This window comes from Streptomyces sp. NPDC048481 (assembly GCF_043200075.1).
In the GTDB taxonomy this organism is placed as follows: domain Bacteria; phylum Actinomycetota; class Actinomycetes; order Streptomycetales; family Streptomycetaceae; genus Streptomyces.
Map to the genome: position 1 here is coordinate 611,732 of NZ_JBICXC010000004.1, position 26,190 is coordinate 637,921.

The 26,190-nt window shown below is 70.6% G+C and carries 23 protein-coding genes, 1 rRNA gene and 1 riboswitch; of the genes, 5 read left to right on the forward strand and 19 right to left on the reverse strand.

Annotated features, from left to right (window positions below; all coding sequences use genetic code 11):
* Positions 1-15: 15 nt before the first annotated feature.
* Positions 16-801, reverse strand: a complete 786-nt coding sequence (locus ACGFSH_RS16865) for a CPBP family intramembrane glutamic endopeptidase (protein WP_393349109.1) — start codon at positions 799-801, stop codon at positions 16-18.
* Between the two features lie 574 nt (positions 802-1,375).
* Positions 1,376-2,893: a glutamate--cysteine ligase gene (locus ACGFSH_RS16870; protein WP_393349111.1), complete on the reverse strand. Its 1,518-nt coding sequence runs from the start codon at positions 2,891-2,893 to the stop codon at positions 1,376-1,378.
* Between the two features lie 566 nt (positions 2,894-3,459).
* Between ACGFSH_RS16870 and ACGFSH_RS16875 the strand changes: the two genes are divergently transcribed.
* The 3 genes from ACGFSH_RS16875 (at position 3,460) to ACGFSH_RS16885 (ending at position 5,997) form a co-directional block, all read left to right on the forward strand.
* Positions 3,460-4,050: a hypothetical protein gene (locus ACGFSH_RS16875; protein ID WP_393349113.1), complete on the forward strand. Its 591-nt coding sequence runs from the start codon at positions 3,460-3,462 to the stop codon at positions 4,048-4,050.
* Between the two features lie 383 nt (positions 4,051-4,433).
* Positions 4,434-4,622 carry a DUF5999 family protein gene (locus ACGFSH_RS16880; RefSeq protein WP_329407725.1) on the forward strand — a complete coding sequence of 63 codons (189 nt, stop codon included), beginning with the start codon at positions 4,434-4,436 and terminating at the stop codon, positions 4,620-4,622.
* Between the two features lie 334 nt (positions 4,623-4,956).
* Entirely contained in the window at positions 4,957-5,997 is a 1,041-nt protein-coding gene (locus ACGFSH_RS16885; protein ID WP_393349115.1) for a LacI family DNA-binding transcriptional regulator, read from the forward strand.
* On the opposite strand, the gene ACGFSH_RS16890 is transcribed toward ACGFSH_RS16885, so the two are convergent.
* The 4 genes from ACGFSH_RS16890 to ACGFSH_RS16905 all read right to left on the reverse strand — a co-directional run bounded on the left by ACGFSH_RS16890 (position 5,990) and on the right by ACGFSH_RS16905 (position 10,316).
* The gene (locus ACGFSH_RS16890; protein ID WP_393349117.1) at positions 5,990-7,063 is read right to left on the reverse strand and encodes an endo-1,4-beta-xylanase; all 1,074 of its coding nucleotides are present in this window, start codon (positions 7,061-7,063) and stop codon (positions 5,990-5,992) included. The genes ACGFSH_RS16885 and ACGFSH_RS16890 overlap by 8 nt on opposite strands.
* A gap of 53 nt (positions 7,064-7,116) precedes the next feature.
* Positions 7,117-7,881: a carbohydrate ABC transporter permease gene (locus ACGFSH_RS16895; protein WP_351369512.1), complete on the reverse strand. Its 765-nt coding sequence runs from the start codon at positions 7,879-7,881 to the stop codon at positions 7,117-7,119.
* A gap of 134 nt (positions 7,882-8,015) precedes the next feature.
* Positions 8,016-9,014 (reverse strand): carbohydrate ABC transporter permease, encoded by a 999-nt coding sequence (locus ACGFSH_RS16900; protein ID WP_393349119.1) that lies wholly within the window; start codon positions 9,012-9,014, stop codon positions 8,016-8,018.
* A 6-nt stretch (positions 9,015-9,020) separates the two neighbouring features.
* Entirely contained in the window at positions 9,021-10,316 is a 1,296-nt protein-coding gene (locus tag ACGFSH_RS16905) for an extracellular solute-binding protein (protein ID WP_393349120.1), read from the reverse strand.
* A 518-nt stretch (positions 10,317-10,834) separates the two neighbouring features.
* On the opposite strand from ACGFSH_RS16905, the gene ACGFSH_RS16910 reads away from it, so the two are divergent.
* Positions 10,835-11,254 (forward strand): molybdopterin-binding protein, encoded by a 420-nt coding sequence (locus ACGFSH_RS16910; RefSeq protein ID WP_393349122.1) that lies wholly within the window; start codon positions 10,835-10,837, stop codon positions 11,252-11,254.
* Between the two features lie 330 nt (positions 11,255-11,584).
* Here ACGFSH_RS16910 and gcvP read toward each other — a convergent pair whose 3' ends face one another.
* The gene (gene gcvP / locus ACGFSH_RS16915; protein WP_393349124.1) at positions 11,585-14,470 is read right to left on the reverse strand and encodes an aminomethyl-transferring glycine dehydrogenase; all 2,886 of its coding nucleotides are present in this window, start codon (positions 14,468-14,470) and stop codon (positions 11,585-11,587) included.
* A 186-nt stretch (positions 14,471-14,656) separates the two neighbouring features.
* A riboswitch (glycine riboswitch) is annotated at positions 14,657-14,752 on the reverse strand.
* 112 nt (positions 14,753-14,864) lie between these two features.
* On the opposite strand from gcvP, the gene ACGFSH_RS16920 reads away from it, so the two are divergent.
* Positions 14,865-15,236 (forward strand): PRC-barrel domain-containing protein, encoded by a 372-nt coding sequence (locus ACGFSH_RS16920; RefSeq protein WP_393349126.1) that lies wholly within the window; start codon positions 14,865-14,867, stop codon positions 15,234-15,236.
* A 4-nt stretch (positions 15,237-15,240) separates the two neighbouring features.
* On the opposite strand, the gene ACGFSH_RS16925 is transcribed toward ACGFSH_RS16920, so the two are convergent.
* From ACGFSH_RS16925 to rrf, 12 genes are all read right to left on the reverse strand, one after another.
* The gene (locus ACGFSH_RS16925) at positions 15,241-15,705 is read right to left on the reverse strand and encodes a nucleotidyltransferase domain-containing protein (RefSeq protein WP_393349127.1); all 465 of its coding nucleotides are present in this window, start codon (positions 15,703-15,705) and stop codon (positions 15,241-15,243) included.
* A 120-nt stretch (positions 15,706-15,825) separates the two neighbouring features.
* Positions 15,826-17,244: a DNA polymerase IV gene (locus ACGFSH_RS16930; RefSeq protein WP_393349129.1), complete on the reverse strand. Its 1,419-nt coding sequence runs from the start codon at positions 17,242-17,244 to the stop codon at positions 15,826-15,828.
* Between the two features lie 110 nt (positions 17,245-17,354).
* A complete protein-coding gene (locus ACGFSH_RS16935; protein ID WP_329407743.1) occupies positions 17,355-18,038 on the reverse strand; it encodes a MerR family transcriptional regulator in 684 nt (227 codons plus the stop codon).
* Positions 18,039-18,281: 243 nt separating this feature from the next.
* A complete protein-coding gene (locus ACGFSH_RS16940) occupies positions 18,282-18,755 on the reverse strand; it encodes a bifunctional nuclease family protein (RefSeq protein WP_004934251.1) in 474 nt (157 codons plus the stop codon).
* 84 nt (positions 18,756-18,839) lie between these two features.
* A complete protein-coding gene (locus tag ACGFSH_RS16945) occupies positions 18,840-19,577 on the reverse strand; it encodes a MerR family transcriptional regulator (protein ID WP_393349131.1) in 738 nt (245 codons plus the stop codon).
* A gap of 44 nt (positions 19,578-19,621) precedes the next feature.
* Entirely contained in the window at positions 19,622-20,506 is an 885-nt protein-coding gene (locus tag ACGFSH_RS16950; protein ID WP_393349187.1) for an FHA domain-containing protein, read from the reverse strand.
* Positions 20,507-20,588: 82 nt separating this feature from the next.
* Positions 20,589-21,431, reverse strand: coding sequence for a DUF881 domain-containing protein (locus tag ACGFSH_RS16955; RefSeq protein WP_393349133.1), 843 nt, complete (start codon positions 21,429-21,431; stop codon positions 20,589-20,591).
* Positions 21,432-21,436: 5 nt separating this feature from the next.
* Positions 21,437-21,769: a small basic family protein gene (locus tag ACGFSH_RS16960; RefSeq protein ID WP_020133151.1), complete on the reverse strand. Its 333-nt coding sequence runs from the start codon at positions 21,767-21,769 to the stop codon at positions 21,437-21,439.
* Positions 21,766-22,602, reverse strand: a complete 837-nt coding sequence (locus ACGFSH_RS16965; RefSeq protein ID WP_393349189.1) for a DUF881 domain-containing protein — start codon at positions 22,600-22,602, stop codon at positions 21,766-21,768. Before ACGFSH_RS16965 ends, ACGFSH_RS16960 begins: the two co-directional genes overlap by 4 nt.
* 168 nt (positions 22,603-22,770) lie before the next feature.
* Positions 22,771-25,266, reverse strand: a complete 2,496-nt coding sequence (locus tag ACGFSH_RS16970; RefSeq protein ID WP_393349135.1) for a sugar phosphate nucleotidyltransferase — start codon at positions 25,264-25,266, stop codon at positions 22,771-22,773.
* A 111-nt stretch (positions 25,267-25,377) separates the two neighbouring features.
* Positions 25,378-25,986, reverse strand: a complete 609-nt coding sequence (locus ACGFSH_RS16975) for a CDP-alcohol phosphatidyltransferase family protein (protein ID WP_109000976.1) — start codon at positions 25,984-25,986, stop codon at positions 25,378-25,380.
* Between the two features lie 109 nt (positions 25,987-26,095).
* Positions 26,096-26,190, reverse strand: a 5S ribosomal RNA gene (gene rrf, locus ACGFSH_RS16980); the annotation flags it as partial.

A 26,190-nucleotide genomic window follows, 5' to 3' on the forward strand; every position in this document is an offset into this window, starting at 1 on the left:
CAACAGAGAGGCGGTTCACGCCGTCGGGAGCCACCCCACCTTCCCCGCGAGCAGCGCGTACCCCACGAAGGCGCCGATGTCGAGCAGGGAGTGCGCCACCACGAGCGGACCGACCCGTCCCCACCGCCGGTAGAGGAGGACGAAGACGACGCCCATCACCATGTTGCCGATGAAGCCGCCGATGCCCTGGTAGAGGTGGTACGAGCCGCGCAGCACCGCGCTGGCCACGAGCGCGGTGCCCGGCGTCCAGCCCAGCTGGCCGAGCCGGCGCAGCAGATACCCGACCACGATGACCTCTTCGAGGATCGCGTTCTGCAGCGCGGACATGATCAGGACCGGGTACTTCCACCAGACGTCCGGAAGGGCCTCCGGCACCACCGTGAGGTTGAAGCCGAGGCCGCGCGCGGCCAGGTAGAAAGCGATGCCGGTGCTGCCGATCACCGCCGCGATCACCGCCCCTCGGCCCAGGTCCGGCCAGGGCCGGGTGCGGTCGAAGCCGAGCGTGCGCAACCCGCGCCCGCCGGGCTCGCGCAGCAGGAGGTGCGCGACGAGGGCGACGGGGACGAGCGCCGAGGCGATCCCGAAGAGCTGCCAGGCGAGATCCAGCCAGGGCCGGCCCGGCGCGGCGGAGGCGTTGAGCGTCGCCGCCTGGTCCTTCAGGCCCCCCGGCTTGGTGACGGAGCCGACGAAGCTGATCAGCGCGGACACACCGCTCGCGCCGAGCGAGAGCGCCAGGACGAGGAGCGTCTCGTCCCGGAGCGTCCGTCGCGAGAGCGCGTCCCGCGGAAGGGAATCCGTCAACGTAACGCCTCCACCTGCACACTCGCCTCCCCTCCCCGCGCCTGCCGTACGGCGGGAACCGCCGCGGTGGCCTACAGGGAGGGTGGCACCGTCCTGGGACGTCACAGCTTGCCCGATGAGCCCCGGACGATCGGCAGCGCCCCCGCCACCGCACCCACTCGCGCCGCCTCTCCCCCACCCGCCGCACCGCACCGCCACCGTGACGGCCCCCCGGCGGGGGGCGGGCGCGTCGCCCTCGACGGGGCGCGGGAGCCGGGACGGCAAGGAGCACCCGCCTCCCCCCGCCCTTTCCTCTGTTCCGCAGCTCCGGCGCGCTTCCGCCGTCGTTCGGCCGCCGCTCCGCCCCGGCCCGGCTGCCCGAACCCCCTGCGCGAGGGCACAGCCAGATCCGCTCCGCCCGACAGGGCGTGAACGGCGGCCGGGTCCTGTTGACGCAGGGGGATGTCAGCCGGGTCCGGGCACGAGCGGCCGCCCGTGGACGTCGCGCGGCGCCGGGAGCGTCGGCCGCGCCCGGCTGCCGACGGCCGTCCCTGGACGTGGCACGTCGTCGAGGCTGCGCGGAGGCTCCGCCGGCTCACCCCAGGGCGGCGGGTTCCGGCGTGCCCACGGGCCAGGTGTGGACGGGCTCGCCGAGGTGCATCAGCTCCGCGTACCGCCGGGTGGTCGCGGCCAGCGCCGCCTCGCGGGACAGCCCCGTCTCCAACGCCCGGTGGAACGTGGCCACCTGCCAGGTCGCGCCGTTGACGCGCCGCCGGCAGCGCTCGTCGATGACGCCCAGGTACAGGTCGCGGTCGGCGGGCTCCACGCCCCACGCGTCCAGCCCCGCCTCCGCCAGCGGCAGCAGCTCGTCCCGGACGAGGCTCACCGCGTCCACCTCGACCAGGCCGCCGAGCCGGCCCCGCCGGGGCCATTGCAGGCGTGCGTCGATCCCGTCGCGGCAGGCCGCCTCGAAGTTGGCGGCGGCCGTCTCGAACGGCAGCCGGGACCACACCGGCCGGGACTCCTCCGCGAGCGACCGCACGAGGCCGTAGTAGAAGGCCGCGTTGGCGATCACGTCCGTCACGGTCGGCCCGGCGGGCAGGACCCGGTTCTCGACCCGCAGGTGCGGAACGCCGTCGGCGATGCCGTAGACGGGCCGGTTCCAGCGGTACACCGTGCCGTTGTGCAGTACGAGTTCGGCGAGCGAGGGCACCCCGCCGGCGTCCAGGACCTCCAGCGGGTCCTCGTCGTCGCAGATCGGCAGCAGCGGCGGGAAGTAGCGCAGGTTCTCCTCGAACAGCTCGTGGGCGGAACTGATCCACCGCTCCCCGAACCACGTCCGCGGCCGTACGCCCTGCGCCTGGAGCTCCGGCGGCCGGGTGTCGGTGGCCTGCTGGAACAGCGGGGGACGCGACTCCCGCCACAGCTCGTGACCGAACAGGAAGGGGGAGTTGGCGGCGAGGGCGATCTGCGGCGCGGTCACCGCCTGCGCCGCGTTCCACACCGCGGGGAAGCGGGCGGGCGTGACCTGGAGGTGCAGCTGCACGGAGGTGCAGGCCGCCTCGGGCACGATCGACTTCGAGGTGCACGACAGCCGCTCGACCCCGTCGATCTCCAGGGCGAAGTCCTCGCCGCGCGCGGCGACGATCTGGTCGTTGAGGAGGGTGTAACGGTCGACGTCGGAAAGGTTGGTCGACACCAGGTCGTCACGGTCGAGCGTCGGCAGAATACCGATCATCACGATTCCGGCGTCGACCTCGCCCGCCTTTCGATGGGCATATGCCAGCGACGTGCTGATTTCCTCCGCGAGCCGGTCGAATACCCGGCCGCCCAATCGGTGTGGGGCTATGTTGACTTCCAGGTTGAACATGGCGAGTTCTGTTTGGAAATCCCGGCTCGCGATCCTCTCCAGTACCTCGCCGTTCAACATTTTCGGCTGACCGTCCGCGCCCGCGAGATTCAGTTCGATCTCAAGTCCCATGAGGTTCTTGGGGCGGTCGAAGCGCTTCTGGGCCAGCAGTCGCTCGAGCCCCGTCAGACACCGTCGGAGCTTGTCCCGGTAGTGCTGACGATCGGACAGGTCGAATGCGCCTGCCACGACCTTCTCGCCCATCGAAGCGTCCCTCCTCGTGCGGCGGCCGTCCGTCTCCTGCCGCCGGGTGTCCCTGACAGGAAGGATGATGCCCAGCCCGGCGCATCGATAACGTCCCCGGCCGCACCCGGGACCCGCTACGCTGACCGAAATCCGTGCGCCGCGTTCCCATGGCACATTCCGGGGGCATGCGGCAGAGGGCCCTTTCACTCATCGAGGTCTCGTGAAAAACGCCGACGAGAATGGGCCGACCGCTACGCGCGCATAACGCGAGGTCACCACCGCATACCCCCCGCTGAACCGGGACGATTTCCGCGTATCGCCGACCGGATGAACCCTTGCCGAATATCCGCGGATCGACTAGACGAAACACTGCCTGAACACATGTCGTATAAACTCCGCGGACAAGGCAGAGAAGGTTGGCGCCCACGGTCGAAGGAGCCTGTCGTCGAAGTGACGGCAGGCCGCTCGCGCACCCGAGCCCTCAGGCCCGGCCCCCGCCTCTCCGACCCCCCGAGAGCTAGCTGACAGCGCCGTCCGCCCCCGCCCTCGCGCCACCGTGCCTGTCGAATGAGAGGCGACCCACCATGCCTTTGCATGTCCCCCCGGCTCCCGCGCCCGCCCTGCGCTCCGTCCTCACAGCACTCGGTTCCCCCACCGCGGTCCGTGAGGTTCGCACGCCCGCCCTGCGCACCGCCCGGCAGGAGGCCGTCCCGGACCATCCGCTGCCCCTGCACGTACTGGACGCGATCGGCGCGCAGGGCGTGGCCGAGACCCGGCTCGCCGGCTGGCGCTTCCTCATCCGCTGCGACGAGCGCGCCGTGGCCGCGGCCGAGACCCGGCTCACCCCGGACGGCTGGACGTTCTCGCACTTCTTCGAGGGCCCCTACATCGCCTCCACCGAACGCGCCCTGCGTCAGGCCGAGTCGGCGGCCCAGCCGTACCAGGCCCGGCTGCTCTCGGTGCCCGGGCTCTACATGCTGACCCTCTGGCTGCACGGCGACTGCGCCTCCGACGGCACCACCGGACGCCCCGACCCGACCGATCTGCTGATCCCGCTCGCCCCGGCGCCCCCCGGCATCGCCGCCCACCGCCCGCACCGCGTCGCCGAACTCCTCCCGGTGCTCACGCTCCGCGTGGCCCCGGCGCCTCCGCCGCTCCTCGGCTCACCGGCCTGACCCGTCCCGTACCGGCCCGCCCCGCCTCGCGCCCGACATCCCGAGTCCCGTACCCCGCCGCCGCGGCCCCGGCGACGGGGTACGGCCCTGCCGGACGCGGCGGACCGGGCGGGCCGGGCCGGTCGGACTAGCCCCATCCGGCCACCGGAAACCACCCGAAGGGACAGTGCGGTTGGGATGAACCGCCCGCGTGGGTGACGCGTCATGAACCTGTGAGAAGCGGTGCCGCGAAATCCCTGCGGAACGACCTCCGTGGGGCAACACTGGGTTCCGACGACTTATCACAACGGGGGGCGGCCATGAACGACGCTTCAAGCCGCGTGACAGACACCACCGACACGTCATCCACCTCACTCATCACGCAAGAGCGGAAGTTCCCATCCATGTGCCAGCACCAGCCACCGTGCCCGTCAGCGACCTCGGCCGACAGGGAGTCCGCCCGTCTCGTGGCGCACCACCCTGAACAGGGCTGGAGCCTGCTGTGCAACGGCGTCCTGCTCTTCGAGGACACCGGTGAGCTCCTGCCGGACGGCCGGGTCATCGCCCCCCACCGGGTCGTGACCGCCGCCTGAATCCCGGCGGACGGCGCGGGACCGCCGTCCGCAGCCCTGTGGGGCCGGCCGCGGGTCCCTCCGCGCACCGGCCCCGACGCGTGTCCGCGCCCCTTCACTCCCCGTAGTCCCCCGGCTCCGCGGCGAGTGCGCCCGCCGCTCCGCCCCCCCCCCGGAGCCACCCCCGAAAGCTCCTCCTCCCGTCGCATTCCCGTCGTCGCGTCGTCGTCGGGTCGCCGTCGCTCTTCGGCCTCCCGGCCGCCGCTCCGGACGTCTTCCCACGGCGGCACGTTTTCCGGAAGACTCCTGGAAGTTTCGGCGCGGCGGCCGGAGCGCGGTGACGGAGGTGGAGGAAGTGACGACACAGGACAGGGCGCCCGCGTCCGGAGGCAGAGTCACGATCACGGAGATAGCCCGCCGGGCCGGGGTCTCCGTGCCGACCGTGTCCCGCGTGGTCAACGGCCGCTCCGACGTCTCCCCGCAGACCCGCGCCAGGGTCGAGGACCTGCTGCGTCTGCACGGCTACCGCAAGCGTCCCGCCGCCTCCCCGGCCCGCGCCACACTGATCGACCTGGTCTTCAACGACCTCGACAGCCCCTGGGCCGTGGAGATCATCCGGGGCGTCGAGGAGGTCGCCCACGCGGCCGGCGCCGGCACGGTGGTCTCGGCGATCCACGGCCGCACGGGCGACGCCCGCGAATGGATGCGCAACCTGCGCTCCCGCGCCTCCGACGGCGTCGTCCTCGTCACCTCGGCGCTGGAACCCCCCCTGCACGAGCAGTTGCGCATCCTCGGCGTCCCGCTGGTCGTCGTCGACCCGATGGGGTCCCCCGCCGACGACACCCCGACCGTCGGCGCGGCCAACTGGTCCGGCGGCCTCGCGGCCACCGAACACCTGCTGTCGCTGGGCCATCGCCGGATCGGCCTGATCGCCGGCCCGCCCAGACTGCTGTGCTCACGGGCCCGTTTCGACGGGTACCGCGCGGCCCTGGAGGCCGCCGGCCTCGCCGTCGACGAACACCTCGTCGTCCCCGGCGACTTCCGCCCCGAGTCGGGGTTCACCGGCTGCACCGCCCTGCTGGACCTGCCCGAACCGCCCACCGCCGTGTTCGCGGCGAGCGACCAGATGGCCCTCGGCGCGATCGAGGCGCTGCGCCGGCGCGGACTGCGCGCCCCGGAGGACATGAGCGTGGTCGGCTTCGACGACCTGCCCGAAGTGCGCTGGTCGGCCCCGCCGTTGACGACGGTCCGCCAGCCCCTCGCCGACATGGGCAAGCTCGCCGCCCGCACGGTCCTCGGCCTGGCCCGCGGCGAGCGCCCCGACTCGCCGCGGGTGGAACTGGGCACGGAGCTGGTGGTGCGATCGAGCACCGCGCCGCCGCGCGCGGCTAGTTGAGCGCCTCCCGGATCGCCCGGTAGGCCGGCTTGGGCGCCAGCTGCTCGTCCCAGGGCAGTGCGGCCCCCTCCTCGGGGAACACGGCGGGGATCCACGAGTACTTGTCGGTGAAGTCCCAGATGGTGACGCCCACACAGCGCCGCACCGTGAGACACGCCGTCGTCAGATCCCGGTACCAGTCGGCCTGCTGGGCCAGCTTCTCCTCGGTCGCGGGCATCAGCATGCGCACGTCGACCTCGGTGAGGGCGGTGTCCAGGCCGAGCCGCGCGAACCGCCGCAGGTTGTCCGGGAGCGTCGTCGGATAGCCGTACTGCAGGGCGAGATGGGCCTGGAGGCCGATGCCGTCCAGCGGGACGTGCCGGGCCTTCAGGTCCTTCGCCAGGGCGTAGTAGGCGTCGCTCTTGGGGCCGACGGCCTCGATGTTGTAGTCGTTGAGGTAGAGCTTCGCCCTGGGGTCGGCCTCATGGGCCCAGCGCAGGGCGTCGGCGATGTAGCCGGGGCCGAGCGTCTTGTAGAACACCGTCTCCCGGTAGGTGCCGTCCTCGTTGAACGCCTCGTTGACGACGTCCCAGGAGTAGACCTTCCCCCGGTAGTGGCGCACCTCGGTCTGGATGTGCTTCTTCAGGACGGCGCGCAGCTCGGTCGGCGTCCACTGCCTGCCGGTGACCCAGTCGGGCAGCTGGCTGTGCCAGACGAGGGTGTGGGCGCGGACCTTCTGGCGGTGGCCGCGCGCGAGGGCGACGATCTCGTCGCCGGCCGTCCAGTCGAAGACGCCCTGCTGAGGCTCGGTGGCGTACCACTTCATGCCGTTGCCGGGGGTGATCATGTCGAACTCGCGGCCGAGGATCTTCGTGTAGGCGGCGTCGGTCAGTTCGGGGTTGTCCGTGGCGCTGCCGAAGTAGCGTCCGTGGCGCTGGGCGAGTTCGGCGAGGCTGGGCTGCGGTTTCCCGTGGCCCGGCCGCTCGTGCGCCTGGGCGGCCGGCCCGGCGACGGCCCCGGCGGCGACGAGCACGGCGGCGAGGGCTCCGGCGAGCCCGAGCCGGGTACGGACTGCTGTTCTGGGCATGGTGCGACTCCTCACGTCGGGTGGGTGTGAGCCGTACGGTCCGCGGGCGCGCGTCATCCCTTGGTGGCGCCGGCGGCGAGACCGCCGACGAGCTGGCGCTCGGCGACGGAGTAGAAGGCCAGGGCGGGGACCATGGCGAGGACGAGGTAGGCGAACACGCGGGCGTACTCGGCGGAGTACTGGCCCTGGAACTGCTGCACGCCGATCGGCACGGTCCACCAGGTGGGCTCGTTGAAGACCAGCAGCGGCAGGAGGAAGTTGTTCCAGCTGCCGACGACGGCGAGGACGGACACCGTGCCGAGGGCCGGCCTGGCCATGGGCAGCAGGATCCGCCAGAAGAAGCCGAGCGGCCCGCAGCCGTCCAGGGTGGCCGCCTCCTCCAGCTCGGCGGGGATCTCCCGGAAGAAGCCGCGCAGGATGACGATGGTCACCGGCAGTCCGAACGCCGCCTGCGGCAGGATCACGCCGAGCGGGTTGTCCAGCAGGCCGAAGGAGCGCAGCAGCAGGAACAGGGGCAGCGCCGCCACCGCGAAGGGGAACATCAGCCCCATCGTGAACAGGGTGAACAGCACCTCCCGCCCGCGGAAGGCGAACCGGGCGAAGGAGAACGCGGCGAGCGCGGACACGGCGACGACGACCACGGTCGTCCCCACCGCGATGAGGGTGCTGCTGCCGACCAGCTGCCAGAACGAGCCGGAGCCGAGGATGTCGGTGTAGTTGGAGGGGACCCACGGGTCGGGCAGCCCGATGGGGTTGCGGGAGAGCTGGTCGGTGGACTTGAAGCCGGACAGCACCGCGTAGACGAGCGGTACGGCCATCACCGCGCCGGCGATCCCGAGCACCAGGTGCAGCGGCAGGGACCGGACGCCCCGGCCGCCCGCGGGCGCCGCCCGGTCGCCGCGGCGGGATCCCCGGTCGGTCCCGCGGGCCGCGGGACCGGTCTTGACGACGCTCACGAGCCGCCTCCTCGCATGGTCGTGGTGGCGCCCTGGAGGTCGCGGCGGAGCACGAACCGCTGGTAGGCGAGGGCGAAGACGAGGCAGATGCCGAACATGGCCACGCTGATGGCGCTGGCGTAGCCCACCTGGTAGCGCTTGAAGCCGTACTGGAACATGGTCACGGCCAGGGTCTCCGAGTGGTGGTCGGGCCCGCCCGCGGTGATGACCCACACCAGGTCGAAGAGCTGGATCGCGCCGATGACGGACAGGAACACGCTGATGCGCAGGGTCGGCGCGAGCAGCGGCAGGGTGACGTTGCGGAAGCGCTGCCAGGGGCCCGCTCCGTCGATCAGGGCCGCCTCGGTCAACTCGGCCGGGATGGACTGGAGTCCGGCCAGGTAGAGCATCATGTGGAAGCCGAAGTACTTCCACGTCATGACCAGGAAGAGGGTCGCCATGACGGTGGAGGGGTCGGCGAACCACTGCCCGCCCACCCCGTCCAGACCGACGGCCCCCAGCACATGGTCGGCGAGGCCGTCGTCCGGGGCGAAGATCATGCTGAACAGCACGCCGGTGATCGCCTCGGAGAGGATGTACGGCGCGAAGAACAGCATCCGGTACACGGCCCGGCCGCGGATGCGCTGGTTCAGCGCGACGGCCAGGGCGAGCGCGAACGGCAGTTGCAGCACCAGCGAGAGGCCCACCAGCAGCAGGCAGCGCCACAGGTCGCCCAGGAACACCGGGTCCTGGAAGAGACGGGTGAAGTTGTCGCCGCCGACGAAGTCCTCGGGCATGCCGAAGCCGCCCCAGCGGAAGAACGCGGCGTACAGCGCGAACAGCATCGGCAGCAGCACGAGCGTGCCGAACAGCGCCAGCGCCGGCACCTGGAAGGCGACGGCGGTGAGCCAGTGCAGCGCCCGCCGCCGCGCCCGTCCCCGGCCCGCGCCGGCGACGGGAGGGGCGGGCGTGATGTCCGGACCGCTGCGCTTGTCCGGGAGGAAGGTGGAGGTCATCGCCGGCTACTGCTCTTCCTTCGCGACCTTGGTGATCGACTGGGCGACCTGCTGGGGCGACTTCGAGCCGGATATCAGAGCCGCGACGCTGTCGTTGACCTCCTGGCCGAGAGCGGGCGCGTACGCCTGGTCCAGATACAGCTGGAAGCCTGTGGCGCCCTTCAGCTGCGCCTGGACGGCCTTGATGTTGGGGTCGGTGAGTGCGCTCTCCGCGGCCGGGACGACGGGCAGCACGCCGGTCTTCTTGACCAGGGTGGTGTCCGTGGCGGCGGAGGCGAAGAACTTCAGGAAGTCGACGGCCGCCTGCGGGGCGCCCTTGCGCAGCGCGTGCCCGCCGCCTCCGCCGAACACCTCGGTGATGACGCCCTTGCCGCCGTCGACCGCCGGGAACGGGAAGAACCCGAGGTTCGCGCCGAGCCCCTTGCCCGCGTCGGCCTCCACGACCGGCGCCCACTGGCCCATGAGCTCCATCGCCGCCTTGCCGTTGCCGACGGCCGCGGCCTGACCGGTGGGGCTGGAGTAGGCCGCCCCGAGGTAGCCCTTCTGGAACGGCTGGAGGTCCACGAGTTCCTGCAGATGCTGTCCGGCCTGCACGAACCCGTCGCCCGTGAAGTCCTTGTCCTCGCCCGCCTTGCGCAGGGCGTCGACGCCCGCGGTGCGCATCGCGAGGTACGCCCAGTAGTACATGCCCGGCCACTTCTCCTTGCCGGCCAGGGCGATCGGCGTGATGCCGGCGGCCTTCAGCTTGCGCACGGCGTCGAGGAAGCCGCTCCACGTGGTGGGCGGCGCGGCGACGCCGGCCCTCTTGAAGAGCGCCTTGTTGTACCAGAATCCGATCATGCCGATGTCGAACGGGACGCCGTAGGACTTGTCGTCGATCAGGTACGGCTCCCGGGCGACCGACAGCAGGCTCTCGCCCCAGCCCTTCGTCCGGTCGGTCAGGTCCTCGACGAGCCCGGCGTCGACCTGCTGCCGCAGGACGCCACCGCCCCAGGTGTGGAAGATGTCGGGAAGCTTCCCGGAGGCCGTCAACGCCGTCATCTTCGACTTGTAGGCGTCGTTCTCCAGCTGGACGATCTTCACCTTGATCTTGGGGTTCTGCGCTTCGAACTGCTTGGCCAGCGCCGCCCAGACGTCCTTCGTCGGCTGAGTGGTGGAGATGTTCCACCACTCGATGGTGGTCGTTCCGCCCGACGACCCTCCGTCCGAGTCGCCGCCGCAGGCGCTCAGTGCCGTCATGCTGACACCGGCCGCGGCGGAGGCCGCCAGAAAGCCGCGGCGGGAGAGTGCCGGGTCGCCCATCATGCGCTCCTTGATAGATCGAAAGTTTCGAACGAGATCCAGAAAGCTTCGCTGCAGCCGCACCCTAGAGACACCCTCCAACGCGAGGCAACCCCTTGAACGCAGGCAATATGGAGGCCAGTTCGAAGAGCGCCTTGAGCAGCGGCCCTTGATCACATCGAAACATTCGGATCGTCTGGCGAACATTACGGAACCGAAGTGCGCCGAGATGGACACCGGTCGGGACCCCTTCCCCCGCCTGACGTGACGCTGAGTGCTCCGGCTGCCGGCTCCGACAGGCCCGCGACCAGCACCGACAGAAGCGGGTGCTTCCCTTGCCCGGCATGCGCACCCCCGAGCGTCACCCTCCGCTCACACCGATGCCCGCCGCCCGCCCGATGGCCGAAACCGCCCGAGGAACCGCACGTCGGCGGGAGCATTCCGGCCGGGACCTGGCGACCGCTTCCCGGCCGGGGTCGCTCACGGCACATAAACCCGCATACCAGTCATAAGGCACCAAGGGCTCTACGGTGGCGCTCATGACCATGAGCATCCGCAACCAGCTCCCCGGCACCGTGACCGCCGTCCAGACCGGCGAGGTCATGGCCACCGTCAGGATCCGCCTCGACGGAGGCCAGGACCTCATGGCGGCCATCACCCTGGAGGCCGCGAACCAGCTCGGTCTCGCCCCGGGCACCGCCGTGCACGCCCTGGTGAAGTCGACCGAGGTGGCCCTGGCCGCCGGGCAGGTCGCAGGGCTGTCGATCCGCAACCGGCTCCCCGGCACGATCACCGGACTCACCGTCGGCGAGGTCATGGCCTCGGTGAAGATCACGATGGAGGGCGCCCGGCTCACCGCGGTCATCACCAAGGAGGCGGCGACCGACCTGGGACTCTTCGTGGGTTCCGACGTAGTGGCGCTGATCAAGGCGACCGAGGTGGCCGTGGCGACGGCATAGAGCGCACCGCGACCCGCCCGGCGAGCGGGACCGGCAGCACACGCGTCGGCCCGCGCGCGATCCGGTGCGGCGGAGACGGTTGCTTCTGCGGCGGGACGGTCTCTTCCCACCCGGGCCGACAGGAACCAGCGAACGGCAGGGCGGGGAACAGCGCGCGGTGAGCGGGGGCGGCAGGGCGCCGGGCAGGGACGGCGGGCAGACGTGGGCCTGCGTGGCTCACACGGCGCGAGCGGCGCGGTCACTCGCACGCCGACGGAGCCACCGGCCCCGCGAACGGCCGCAGGGCCCCCTCCGCCGTGGAGGGGGCCCTGCGGGCGTCGTCATACTCGATCAGTCCTCGTACGCGTCCAGCGGCGGGCACGAGCAGACCAGGTTCCGGTCACCGAAGGCCTGGTCGATCCGGCGCACCGGCGGCCAGTACTTGTCGGCGGCCGACACCCCGGCCGGGAAGACGGCCTCCTCACGCGAGTACGCGTGCTCCCACTCCCCGCCCAGGGCGGCGGCGGTGTGCGGGGCGTGGTGCAGCGGGTTGTCCTCGGCCGGCCATGCGCCCGAGCCGACCTTCTCGATCTCCGCGCGGATCGCGATCATCGCGTCGCAGAACCGGTCCAGTTCGACGAGGTCCTCGGACTCGGTCGGCTCGATCATCAGCGTCCCCGCCACCGGGAACGACATCGTCGGCGCGTGGAAGCCGTAGTCGATCAGCCGCTTGGCGACGTCGTCGACGCTCACGCCGGTCGCCTTGGTCAGCGGCCGCAGGTCGATGATGCACTCGTGCGCCACCAGTCCGCCCGGCCCGTTGTAGAGCACGGGGTAGTGCGGCTCCAGCCGCTTGGCGACGTAGTTCGCGCTGAGCACCGCCACCTGGGTGGCCCGCTTGAGGCCCTCGCCGCCCATGAGCCGCACATAGGCCCAGGAGATCGGCAGGATCCCCGCGGAACCCCAGGGAGCCGCGGAGATCGGTCCCACGCCGGTCTCCGGGCCCGCGGCGGGCTGGAGCGGGTGGTTGGGCAGGTAGGGCGCGAGGTGCGACCGTACGGCGACCGGGCCGACGCCCGGACCGCCGCCGCCGTGCGGGATGCAGAACGTCTTGTGCAGGTTCAGGTGGGAGACGTCACCGCCGAAGTGCCCCGGCTTGGCCAGCCCGACCAGCGCGTTGAGGTTCGCGCCGTCGACATAGACCTGCCCGCCGGCTTCGTGCACCTGAGCGCAGATGTCGGCGACGTGCTCCTCGAACACCCCGTGCGTCGACGGGTAGGTGATCATCAGCACCGCGAGCTCGTCCCGGTGCTTCTCGATCTTCGCGCGGAGGTCCTCGACGTCGATCTCGCCGTCCTCGGCGGTCTTCACGACGACGACCTTCATGCCCGCCATCACCGCGCTGGCCGCGTTGGTCCCGTGCGCGGAGGACGGGATCAGGCACACGGTCCGCTGCTCGTCGCCGTTGCCCCGGTGGTAGCCGCGCACGGCGAGCAGCCCGGCCAGCTCGCCCTGCGACCCGGCGTTCGGCTGCAACGACACCTTGTCGTACCCGGTGACCTCGGCGAGCCGCTCCTCCAGCTCACGGATGAGCGTCAGGTAGCCCTCGGCCTGCTCGGCAGGCGCGAAGGGGTGCATCTGCCCGAACTCGGGCCAGGTGACCGGCTCCATCTCGGTGGTCGCGTTGAGCTTCATGGTGCACGAGCCCAGGGGGATCATGCCCCGGTCGAGCGCGTAGTCCCGGTCGGCGAGGCGGCGCAGGTAGCGCAGCATCGCCGTCTCGGAGCGGTACCGGTGGAAGACGGGGTGCGTCAGGACCGCGTCGGACCGCAGCAGACCGGCGGGCAGCGCGTCCTCGGTGACCTCGTCGAGCGCCTCGACGTCGCCCGTCACGCCGAACGCGGCCCACACCGCGGCCAGCTGCGCCCGTCCGGTCGTCTCGTCACAGGCGACCGACACGTGGTCGGCGTCGACGAGGTGCAGGTTCACCCCGTGCTCGCGCGCCCCGGCGACGACCTTCGCGGCCTTCCCCGGCGCCCGCACGGTCAGCGTGTCGAAGTAGGAGCCGTGCACGACGTCGATCCCGCCGGCCCGGAGCCCGGCGGCGAGGACGGCGGCGTACCGGTGCGTGCGCCGGGCGATCCCCCGCAGCCCGTCGGGCCCGTGGTAGACGGCGTACATCCCCGCCATGACCGCGAGCAGCACCTGCGCCGTGCAGATGTTGCTGGTGGCCTTCTCCCGCCGGATGTGCTGCTCACGCGTCTGAAGCGCGAGCCGGTAGGCCTTGTTGCCGTCCACGTCGACGGACACGCCCACGAGCCGCCCGGGCAGGCTGCGCGCGAACTTCTCGTGGACGGCCATGTAACCGGCGTGCGGTCCGCCGAAGCCCATGGGCACCCCGAACCGCTGGGTGGTGCCGACGGCGATGTCCGCCCCCAGCTCGCCCGGCGACTTCAGCAGCGTCAGCGCGAGGAGGTCCGCGGCGACCGTGACGAGCGCGCCCAGACCGTGGGCCTGCTCGACCAGCGCCCCGAGATCACGGACGGCGCCGGAGGCTCCCGGGTACTGCACCAGCACGCCGTTGATCTCACGCTCGGCGATCTCCGCAGGGATCCCGTCGCTGAGATCGGCGACGACGACCTCGACTCCGGTCGGCTCAGCGCGCGTCTCGATCACGGCGATGGTCTGCGGCAGCGCGTCCGCGTCGACGAGGAAGAGGCCCTTCTTGTTCTTCCCCATCCGCCGCGAGAGCGCCATCGCCTCGGCGGCGGCCGTGCCCTCGTCCAGCAGCGACGCACCGGACGTCGGCAGTCCGGTCAGGTCGGCGACCATGGTCTGGAAGTTCAGCAGCGCCTCCAGCCGGCCCTGCGAGATCTCCGGCTGGTACGGCGTGTAGGCCGTGTACCAGGCGGGGTTCTCCATGACGTTGCGCAGGACGACCGGCGGCGTGAACGTGCCGTAGTAGCCGAGCCCGATCATCGGGGCGAGGACCTGGTTGCGATCCGCCAGGGAGCGCAGCTCGGCCAGCACCTCGGCCTCGGTGCGCGCGCCGGGCAGGTCCAGCGCGTCGGCGTTCTTGATCACGTCCGGGACCGCGGCGGCCGTGAGCTCGTCGAGCGAGCCGTAGCCCACGTGCGCGAGCATCTTGGCCTGCGCCTCGTGATCGGGTCCTACATGGCGCTGCTCGAACGGGATTCCCTGTTCGAGTTCGGAGAGTGGAATGCGATGGGCGGTCATTACGGAGGCCTCCTGGTCTGACACGACCTTCGTGGGTCACCACGGCGCGGGTACCCGGACGGCCTCCCCCTCTGTCATCTCAACCTGAGAGCTTCACCGGCCGCCCCAGGGACGCCCGGCTTTCACCGTCGGTGAGAGCGGGGACCGTCGACGCCGTCGATACCCCGCCCTGCTTTCCAGAGTGACCTCGTCCGTGCGGTACGTGAGCCTGAGAGATTCCGGGGAGGATTTGCTCCTTCGGCGCCTCCGATGTCGTTCGGAGGACTCTCCCGCACGGGGTCAGCAGCCGTTGTCAGACTACCAGCGAGGTCAACATCACCCTCTCGAGTGGCCGCCGATCCCATTGTGCCCTTTTGTAGTGCTAACGGATGAGTTGCGACCCAGTGGAGGGCCCGTGCAGACCGACATCGATCCGCGCAACCTGATCGGCCGCAAGGCGTTCGACCGCAACGGCACCAAGATCGGCACCGTCGACGAGGTCTACCTGGACGATGCGACCGGCGTGCCGGAGTGGGCGGCCATACGTACGGGTCTGTTCTCCCGCGACGCCTTCGTCCCTCTGGAGCCCAGCGAGCTGGTCGAGGGCGCCCTGCGCATCCCGTTCGACCGGGCCCTGATCAAGGACGCGCCGGACTTCGGCGTGGGCCGCCACCTCTCCCCGGAGCAGGAACTCCAGCTCTACCACCACTACGGTCTCGACCTCGGCAGCCCGCCCCCGCTGCCCGACCGCGACTTCGGGCATCTGGCCGGCACGGACGACGGCTGAGCGCTCAGCCGCAGGCCCGTATCAGCGCCCCCAGCATCCCGGCCGGGTCGTACAGCGGCCGGGCTCCGTCCGTGACGACTCTCCGTGTACCGGCGTCGACCGGATCGGTTCTCGCCCAGTCGACGGGGCCGATGCACAGCTCCACCTCCAGACCGGACGCGGTGCGATGCCGCCATTCGGTGAGCGGCCCCCAGGCACGGACCCGCACGACCTCGCCCAGGGACAGCTCCCGCAGCCAGGCGTCGTCGGCCGCGTACCCGTCCGGTGCCGTCGACAGCAGGAGCAGATCGACGTCGGAGCCGGCCCGCGCCGCCCCTCGCGCACACGACCCGACGAGCAGCAGACCGGCCGCGTCGCCGCGACCGGCGGCCCACCGGGCCACCCTGTCCTGCACCGAACCCATCTCGGCAGCCCGCTGCGGCGACACCCCGGCAGCCCGCTCCGCGAGCCGCTCCCCGTCGACGTCCATCCTGCTCCCCCTCCCCTGTCGGCCCCGCCGCCCGGCACCGCCGTCCCTCACGAGTCCCGACACACCGTCCGGCGTCCTCCGGACGACCCACTCGCCCTCACTCTATGTAACTGACCGGTCTCACCGAGAGTTCCCGGATCCCCATCCCGTGAGCCCCAGATCCGGACCGGCCACTCCGGCGGCCTGCGGCCCGCCGGCCGCGGCCGGTCCTCGCCGCACCAGCGGCAGCGGATCCGCGGGCTCCAGCCCCGGATCGTCGGTCCGGAAGGTCCGCACCCGCCCGGGCTCCGACTCGGGCGTCTCGAAACGCACCGTCACCCGGCCGAGCCCACTGCCCTGCACCCACCCGTGTCCCAGCTCGGCATGCCGGACGTCGTGCCCGGGCCGCCACTGGTGCTCGGCCGGCGCCGCCTCCTCGACGACGGGCTCACCGGCCGGTTCCTCCTCGGGCCCGTCCGCACGCTCCTCCGCGGCCTGGGCGAACAGGTCCTCCTGGGTGAAGTCCGCCAGGCCGCTGACGCCGACCCCCAGCAGCCGCACGCCGCCGGTCGTGTCCACGGCCTCCAGCAGCCGCGCCGCCGCCTCCCGGACCACCGCGGGATCGTCGGTCGGCCCACGCAGCGTCTCGGACCGGGTGAGCGTGGAGAAGTCGTAGCGCCGCACCTTCAGCACGATGGTCCGCCCGGACAGACCGGCCCCGCGCAGCCTGCGCACGCACCGGTCCGCGAGCCTGTGCACCTCCAGTTCGACCCGCGTCCGGTCGTGGATGTCCACGTCGTAGGTGTCCTCGACGGACACCGACTTGGTCTCACGCTCGGCCACCACCGGCCGGTCGTCCCGCGCCAGCGCCATGGCGTACAGGGCGTGCCCGTGCGCCTTGCCCAGCAGCCTCACCAGCTCGTCCTCACCCGCTTCGGCGATCTCGTCGACCGTGGTGATGCCGGCGCGCCGGAGGTGGTCGCCCGTGGCCGGGCCGACCCCCGGCAGCGTGCGCACGGACAGGGGGCCGAGCATGGCCCGCTCGGTGCCCGGCTCGATCAGCACCAGGCCGTCGGGTTTGGCCTGCTCCGAGGCGATCTTGGCGAGCATCTTGCAGGAGGCCAGCCCCACCGAACCGGTCAGCCCGGTCACCGCCCGTATCTCCCCTCGCAGCCGGATGCCGGCCAGCCGTGCGGAGTCGCTGTCCCAGGCGGCCTCACCGGCCTCCAGATCCACGAACGCCTCGTCCAGGCTCAGCGGCTCGACCAGCGGCGAAAGCGCCCGCAGGAGCCCCATCACCTGCTCGCTGATCGACCGGTAGAACGCGAAGCGCGGCACGAGATAGGCGGCGTTGGGCGCCAGGCGGCGCGCCTGCGCCATCGGCATCGCGGAGTGCACTCCGAAGACACGCGCCTCGTAGGACGCGGTCGCCACCACCCCGCGCGGCCCCAGACCGCCCACGACCACGGCTTTCCCGCGCAGACTCGGCTTGGACGCCTGCTCCGCCTGGGCGAAGAAGGCATCCATGTCGAGATGCAGGACGGTGGGCGCGTTTCTCACATGTCCGATGCTGCACCACGCCACTGACAACGGCGTGCCCCCATTGCCGCCGGCGCCCCGGACCCGGACCCGCCTCGGGCCGCCCGGTCGCTCCGACGCGCCGGAGGGCGTCAGACGGCGCGGTTGCGCCGACGCGCCAGCTCGTCCGCCGGATTGTGCCCGACGAGCGTCTCCCCCGTGTCCACACGCTCCCCGTGCAACTGCGACAGCGCGCTCTCCACGTCCCGCCACACCACGCCCACGGCGATCCCGAAGACACCCTGCCCCCCCTGGAGCAGGGCGTGGACCTCGTCCGGCGAGGTGCACTCGTACACGGTCGCGCCGTCGCTCATCAGCGTCATGCGCTCCAGGTCGCTGAACCCGCGTTCGCGCAGGTGCTGGACGGCGCTGCGGATGTTCTGCAGCGACACCCCGGTGTCCAGGAAACGTTTCACGATCTTCAGGACGACGACGTCCCGGAAGCTGTACAGCCGCTGGGTGCCGGATCCGTGCGCGGGCCGCACGCTCGGCTCGACGAGCCCGGTGCGGGCCCAGTAGTCCAGTTGGCGGTAAGTGATGCCCGCTGCCGCGCAGGCCGTCGGACCGCGGTAGCCGATCTGCTCGGACGCCATGGACGCCGCCCCTTCGCCGCTCGGCACGGCCGCCGGCCGATGGGGGGCGTGATCGGCCGCGCCCGCCTGGTGCGGGTAACCCGCGCCCGGGCGCAACCGAGAGCTCGGGGGAGGGTACGGACCGCTTCCCCCGACACCGAGTCCGGGGGCACCCCCAGCCGTACCGTCGCCGCTGCTTCTCACGCCGACCTCCGTCCTTGAACTGCCTTCTCGACGGTAGGCAGTCACCAGGGGTGCGTCAACGATCGCCACACTCGGCACGCCGAGTGATAATCACCCTAGGAGTGGTTTCCCGTACCCCACCGCGGGGAAAGGCTAGCCGAATGCGCTGAGAACCAGCCGTAGGACGCTCTCAGTGGCCCCCGGCATTTGCCGGAAACAGAGCGGGCGCCCCGCTACGGGACGCCCTCGGCTCACGTCTGCCGCCTACTGGTTGCTGGTGCCGAAGTCCTCGGGCGAGATCTGGTCGAGGAACTCGCGGAACTTCTCCACCTCGTCCTCCTGCTCGTCCGGGATGGCGATCCCCGCGTCGTCGAGCACCGTGTCACTGCCGTAGATCGGCGTTCCGGTGCGCAGCGCCAGCGCTATGGCGTCCGACGGCCGCGCGCTCACCTCGACCCCGCTGGCGAAGACCAGCTCCGCGTAGAAGACGCCCTCGCGCAGATCCGTGATGCGCACCTCGGTGAGCTCCTGGCCGACGGCCTCCAGCACGTCCTTGAACAGATCGTGGGTCAGCGGCCGTGCGGGAGCCATGCCCTGCTGGGCGAAGGCGATCGCCGTCGCCTCACCCGGTCCGATCCAGATGGGAAGGTAGCGGTCGCCTCCCACTTCACGCAGCAGCACGATCGGTTGGTTGGAGGGCATCTCGACTCGGACACCTACGACATCGAGCTCGTTCACACAGCAACCCTAGGCCGTGCCCGGGACGTTTGGGTAGTCGGGCCGGGAACGGGTGACCGATCCGTACCCGGCGCGGCCGCCCGCTCAGGGCAGCCGCACCCCGAGCGCGGTCTGCACCAATGCCGTGTGCAGCCGCACCGTGAGCCCCGCGATCTCCTTGGTGCGGGCCTCCGCCAGGACCCTCGTCTGCGGGTTGCGGTGACGCTTCAGCGGAGCCACCACCTGGTCCACGAGCCCGGCCTCCCGGTCGGCGGCGGCCTTCATCACCCGCAGGTGCCTCGGCTCGATCCCGAAGCGGCCAAGCTCGGCGACGAGGGCGGCCACCGTGGCGGCTTCGGCGTCGTAGACCCCGCCCTCCAGCGGCACGACGAGCCCGTACGACTCCCACTCCTCGAGTTCGCGCTCTCCGATCCCCGCGGCCGCCAGCAGCTCGGAGCGGCCGAGGCGGGCGACGGTGGGGCCGTCCGACGGCTCCACGGCGGTCTCGCCGTCGCGCTGTCGGCCCACGGTGGGCAGTGGCGCGGCCTCACCGCGTTCCATGGCGTCCAGATGCTCACGGATGACCTTGAGCGGCAGATAGTGGTCCCGCTGCATCCTCAGCACATGGCCGAGGCGTTCGACGTCCCGCGCGCTGAACTTGCGGTACCCCGAAGGGGTCCGCTGCGGCTCGACGAGCCCCTCAGACTCCAGGAAACGGATCTTGGAGACGGTCACTTCGGGAAACTCGTCACGCAACGCGTTCAGCACCGCGCCGATGCTCATCGGGTCGCCGTCCGTGGCGGCGGTGCCGTGTCCGGCACCGCCCCTCGGTGTTCGAAGCATGGACCTTCCCTGGGGAATCCCCCCGGGCAGCGCCCGGGGGCGGGTCAGTAGCCCTGCTGGCTCGCGTAGAAGACCAGCCGGTACTTTCCGATCTGCACTTCGTCACCGTTCGACAGAGCGACCTCGTCGATCCGCTCGCGGTTGACATACGTGCCGTTCAGGCTGCCGACGTCCGCGACCCTGAACGTGCCGTCGGGGTTGCGCCGGAACTCCACGTGCCGACGGGAGACCGTCACGTCGTCCAGGAAGATGTCGCTCTGCGGGTGCCGGCCGGCCGTCGTGAGGTCGCCGTCCAGCAGGAAACGGCTGCCCGAGTTCGGGCCACGCCGCACCACCAGCAGCGCCGACCCCAGCGGCAGCGCGTCGACCGCGGCCTGCGCCTCGGGAGACAGCGCCGGCAGCTGCGTCTGGCCGGTGACCTCAGCGTCGTAGGCCTCGAGACCCGAGATGGAGATCGTGGACGTCGTCTCCGACGCCCGCTCGGGCGTCACGCCGGGACGCAGCGGCGCTCCGCAGTTGGAGCAGAACCGGCTGTTCTCCGCGTTGCGGTTACCGCACCTCGTACACACCAGGGCCGACATAGGGGAAAACCCTCCACCCGCACTCGAGGCTGACGGTTGGCCGAAACCTATGCCGCCGGCCTGTGCAGGGTCAACAGACGCCGCGCCCTGACCACCGGAAATGTCGCTGCCCTGACCACCCACCTGGTCCCTGAACAGCGGCCGCTGGCCTTCCGCGTCGGGCTGTGCACGATGACGGGCGGTCGCGTTCTCGCCACCCTCTCGCGCGCTCTTGCCGAACAACTTCGCAAACAACTTCACGGGCGATTCCCCTTGACCGAAACAGACCCGCCCGTGGGGCAGGACGAACCCTGACTGATTACACCGGTCGACCCGGACACCTTCACAACGTCCGTGCCCACCAGACAGTTTCCACCACGCACCACCCGATCGGTGCGTCGACCCCCCGCAACCTCATGCCCCTGCCCGACGTCGCCCAAGCACACCCGGGTCACCGGTCCGACGACCGAGCGTAGTCAGGCCGCTTCGCTGCTCGCAAGGCGTCCACGACGATCTTGTCGGAACGCTCGACGGTCGCGGTGGCCTGCTCCTTCTCCAGAGTCTGCACCACACCTCCCGGGATGTTCAGCGCCGGCTCGAGATCCTGCGGGTTGCCGATGACCTTGAAACGAAAGGGCGCGTTGATCTTGTTCCCGTCGACGCTGACGCCCTTGCCGGATTCGGTCAGAAAGGTCCCGGCGACCACGCGCACGCCGTTCACCTGGATCGCCTCGGCCCCGGCCGCACGCAGCTCCTGGATCGCGTCGAGCAGCATGTCCGCCTCGACCGTCCCCTTCGTGTCCTCGATCGTCATCGTGATGCCCGGCCCCTGCGCGGCGACCGTCCCCGCCAGAATGCCGAGTTGCCTCTCCTTCTCGACGGTCTGCTTGCGGGCCTCTTCCGCCTGGTCGGAGCTGTTCTCCAACTCCTGCTGCTGCTTCTCGAGGCCCTGCTTCTCGTCCTCAAGACGCTGAGTTCGGTCCCCGAGTTCATCGAGGATGCGAACAAGATCTTCCTGACGCGCGCCGCGCAGGGCGTTGCCGCTGTCGCTGTTGGACGCGACCTGGACGGCCAGACCGAAGCCCAGACCGAAAAGCAGCAGGGCGACGATGAGTTGGGCTCGCGTGACACGCGGCGGCCACAGCCCCTGCACCAGCCGCTGCCGGCCGGTCAGCGCGGCCTCCGCCGGCTCCGCGGCCGTGTCGTCCGCGGGCGCGGCCGCGGGAACCTCCTCGGGCAGTTCCTTGCGCAGCCGGTACCCGGGCGTGTCGTCGTGCTCGTCCTGGTTCCCCATGCCCGTCACGCCCTGAACACGTGCCGGCGGATCGCCGCGGCATTGGAGAAGATCCGGATTCCGAGGACGACGACCACACCCGTCGACAGCTGCGATCCCACGCCCAACTCGTCGCCCAGGAAGACGATCAGCGCGGCCACCACCACGTTCGACAGGAACGACACCACGAACACCTTGTCGTCGAAGATGCCGTCGAGCATGGCCCGCAGTCCACCGAACACGGCGTCCAGCGCCGCCACCACGGCGATCGGCAGATACGGCACGACGGCTGCCGGAACCTCGGGCTGGACCAACAGTCCGGCCACGACTCCCACGACGAGGCCCAGTACGGCGATCACGATGCGTCCTTCTCAGTTCTCGGCTGCGCTGTACGTACGATCACACTCGGTGCGGCGGGCAGCCGGACGTCGTCCACCACCGAGATGGCCGTCCGGATCCCGTAGTTCTCCTGCAGAGCGTTCAGGTACAGCCCGTCCGCGCTGTCCTGGAACCGCGTACTCAGGTTCTTCCCGTCCCCCACCGCCAGCACCGTGTACGGCGGCACGAGCGGCTTGTTGTCGACCAGTATCGCCTCACCCGCGGCCCTGATCGCCGACAGCGCCGTCAGCCGCTGTCCGTTGATCGACACGGCTTCGGCGCCCGAGGCCCACAGACCGTTGACCACCCGCTGCATGTCACGGTCACGAACGCGGCCGGTGTCGGAGAAGCCCGCGGTCTCACGCGGGCCGCCGCCACCGCCCGAGCTGGCCTCCTTGGCGTCGTCCACCACCAGCTTCACCCCGGGACCGTGCACCTCGACGGCACCGGCCAGGATCCCCACCAGGTCCGCCCGCTCGCCGCCGCCGCTGTGCTCGAGCGCCTTCCGCTGCCGGGTGCTCACGTCGTCGCGGAGCTTGTCGACCGTGCTCTCCAGGTTGTCGGCCGCCTCGGTCTCCCGGTCGATGCGGTCGATCAGCTCCTCACGCTCCTTGGCGACGACCGGAGCCGCGACCCGCGCCTGCACCGCGCCCACGGTGACCACCAGGGCCGCGAGCACCAGCCCCGCGGCCAGCACGAGCTTCGCCCGCGCCGTCCTCGGCAGAGCCCCGGCACCCTCGGTCGCCTTGCGCGCGGCCGCCTCGGCGTAACCGTCGTCGAGGCTGTGGTCCATCACGTTGGTGAGCAGCGACATGGAGGCGTCCGGACGCGACACGCGCGCGGGTGTGCTCCGAACGGGGGGCGGCTGCGGCATGCCGCACATCGTCGCACGTCGCGTCCCGTACCTCCGAACGGCCCCACACGCGTGTGCCGGACAGGCTCCCCCTCGGGGACACCTGTCCGGCACACGCGTGTGCAGGGTTCAGCGGCCGGCGCTGTCCACGACCGCGGCCCACTCGTCGAGCAGAGCCTGCGCGGACGCGTCGTCCGGCCCCTCGGCCCACAGATGGGTGACGGCCTCGGCCGGGTCGGGCAGCACCATCACCCAGCGGCCGTCGGTCTCCACCACCCGGACCCCGTCCGTGGTGTCCACGAAGCGATCTCCGGCCGCTTCGACGACCCTGCGCATCACAAGCCCCTTGACGGCCCACGGGGTCGCCAGATCCCGCTTCAGGACGTGCGCGCGCGGGATTCGCGCGTCGATCTGGCTGAGCGTGAGCTGCGTACGGGCCACGAGCCCGATCAGCCGCACGAAGGCAGCCGTGCCGTCGAAGACGCTGCTGAACTCCGGGACGATGAATCCGCCCTTGCCGTCACCGCCGAAAATGGTGGTCTCGTCCTGTCCGACCCGGGTGAGATCGTCGGGCGACGTCGTCGTCCATTCGACCTGGGTCCCGTGATAGGCGGCGACCTGCTCGGCGATGCGCGTCGTCGTCACCGGGAGGGCGACCCGCCCGCTGCGCCGTTCGGCGGCCACCAGGTCGAGCAGAACCAGCAGGGCGCGGTCGTCCTCGATGATCCGCCCCTTCTCGTCGACGAGCGAGAGCCGCTCGCCGACCGGGTCGAACCGCACGCCGAACGCGGCCCGCGAGGAGGCCACGATCTCCCCGAGCCGCACCAGCCCGGAGCGGCGCTGGTCGCCGGTCTCCGTGGGCCGCGCTTCGTTCAGACCCGGATTGATCGTCAGCGAGTCCACCCCGAGCTTGCCGAGCAGGCTGGGCAGCACCAGACCGGCGCTGCCGTTGGAGGCGTCCACGACGACCTTCAGCCCGGACTCCGCGATCCCGGTCGTGTCCACGTTCCGCAGCAGCGATCCGGTGTATGAGTCGAAGACGCTGGCGGGGAAGTGCAGGTCCCCGATCTCACCCGGGAACGCGCGCCGGTACTCCTGCCGCGCGAACACGCGGTCCAGCTTGCGCTGGCTGCCCTGCGAGAGGTCGGCGCCCTGACTGTCGAAGAACATGATGTCGACGGAGTCCGGCACGCCGGGCGAGGTGCGGATCATGATCCCGCCGGCGCTTCCGCGCGCGGTCTGCTGCCGCGCCACGGGCAGCGGGACGTTCTCCAGGTCCCTTACGTCGATGGCGCTGGCCTGCAGCGCGGAGATCACCGCCCGCTTGAGCGCCCGGGCGCCGCGGGAGTGGTCACGGGCCGTGGTGACGGTGGACCCCTTTTTCAGGGTCGTCGCGTACGCGCCGGCCAGCCGCACGGCCAGTTCCGGTGTGATCTCGACGTTCAGGATGCCGGACACCCCGCGCGCGCCGAAGAGGTGGGCCTGCCCGCGCGACTCCCAGATCACCGAGGTGTTGACGAACGCGCCGGCTTCGATGGTCTTGAACGGGTAGACCCGCACATTGCCCTGCACGATCGATTCTTCACCGATCAGGCACTCGTCGCCGATGACGGCGCCGTCCTCGATCCGGGCGGCCCGCATGATGTCGGTGTTCTTGCCGACGACGCAGCCACGCAGATTGCTGTGCTGCCCGACGTACACGTTGTCGTGCACGACGGCCTTGTGCAGGAAGGCGCCGCTCTTCACGACGACGTTCGACCCGATGACCGAGTGTTCCCGGATTTCCGCTCCGGCCTCGACCTTCGCGTAGTCGCCGATGTAGAGCGGCCCGCGCAGGTCGGCGTCCGGGTGCACTTCGGCCCCTTCGGCGACCCACACGCCCGGCGAGATCTCGAAGCCGTCGATCTCGACGTCGACCTTGCCCTCCAGGACGTCGGCCTGGGCCTTCACGTAGCTCTCGTGCGTGCCCACGTCCTCCCAGTAGCCCTCGGCGACGAAGCCGTAGACCGGCTTGCCCTCCTTCATGAGCTGCGGGAAGACGTCACCGGACCAGTCCACGGGCACGTCTGCCTCGACATAGTCGAAGACCTCGGGCTCCATGACGTAGATACCGGTGTTGACGGTGTCCGAGAAGACCTGGCCCCAGGTCGGCTTCTCCAGGAAGCGCTCGACCTTGCCCTCTTCGTCGACGATGGTGATACCGAATTCCAGCGGATTCGGCACACGCGTCAGACAGACGGTGACCAGCGCCCCCTTTTCCTTGTGGAAGTTGATGAGCTCGGTGAGGTCGAAGTCGGTCAGGGCATCACCGGAGATGACGAGGAAGGCGTCGTCCTTCAGCGCCTCCTCTGCGTTCTTGACGCTTCCGGCGGTACCGAGTGGCTTCTCCTCGTTGGCATAGCTGAGCTCCATTCCGAGCTCTTCGCCGTCACCGAAGTAGTTCTTGACCAGCGAAGCCAGGAACTGAACGGTTACGACGGTCTCATTGAGCCCATGCCTTTTGAGCAGCCTCAGAACGTGCTCCATGATCGGCCGGTTGGCCACCGGCAGGAGCGGCTTGGGCATGCTCGAGGTCATAGGGCGAAGGCGCGTGCCTTCGCCTCCGGCCATCACGACGGCCTTCATGTCGGAAGCGTCCTCCTAAAGAGACGACGGTCTAGCCGACTTCACCCGTCCAGATTGTCCCGCAGTTTCACGCCGCAGGCCATCGAGCCACTTTGCTGCGAATCGGCGAGGTCAGTCGGCCACAGCGTCCGCACGAACGAGGCGGCGGACCTGTACCACGTACAGGACTCCTGCCCACCAGTACAGGGTTGTACCCCATCCGGCGAACGCCCATCCGAAAATAGCAGCGAGTGACGCCAACCACCCACTTCCGTCACTGAGCAGGAGCAGCGGGAAGGCGTACATCAGGTTGAAGGTGGCGGCCTTCCCCAGGAAGTTCACCTGGGGCGGCGGATAGCCGTGCCGCCTGAGGATTCCCACCATCACCAGCAGTACCAGCTCACGCGCGAGAAGTACGGCCGTCAACCACAGCGGGAGAATCTCGCGCCATGTGAGGCCGACCAGGGTCGAGAGAATGTAGAGCCGGTCGGCTGCCGGGTCGAGGAGCCGGCCGAGGCTGCTGATCTGGTTCCAGCGCCGCGCGAGCTTGCCGTCCAGATAGTCGCTGACCCCACTGAAAGCGAGCACGAGGAGGGCCCAGCCGTCGCTCTGCGGGCCTCCGAACTCGGGTCGGAGGATCAGCCACAGGAACAGGGGCACGCCGACGAGACGCGCCATGCTGAGGATGTTCGGGATGGTGAGTACCCGGTCTGTCTGAACGCGGGTCTCCTGGACCTCCACCCGGGGGCCTCCAGTAGAGAATGAGCCAACGATGCCCCCTGACCCTACCCCAACGCAAAAAAGCTCTGGCCCTCGGGCTGTATGCCCAAGAGCCAGAGCTCTAAAAGGAGTTCGGCGGTGTCCTACTCTCCCACAGGGTCCCCCCTGCAGTACCATCGGCGCTGTGAGGCTTAGCTTCCGGGTTCGGAATGTAACCGGGCGTTT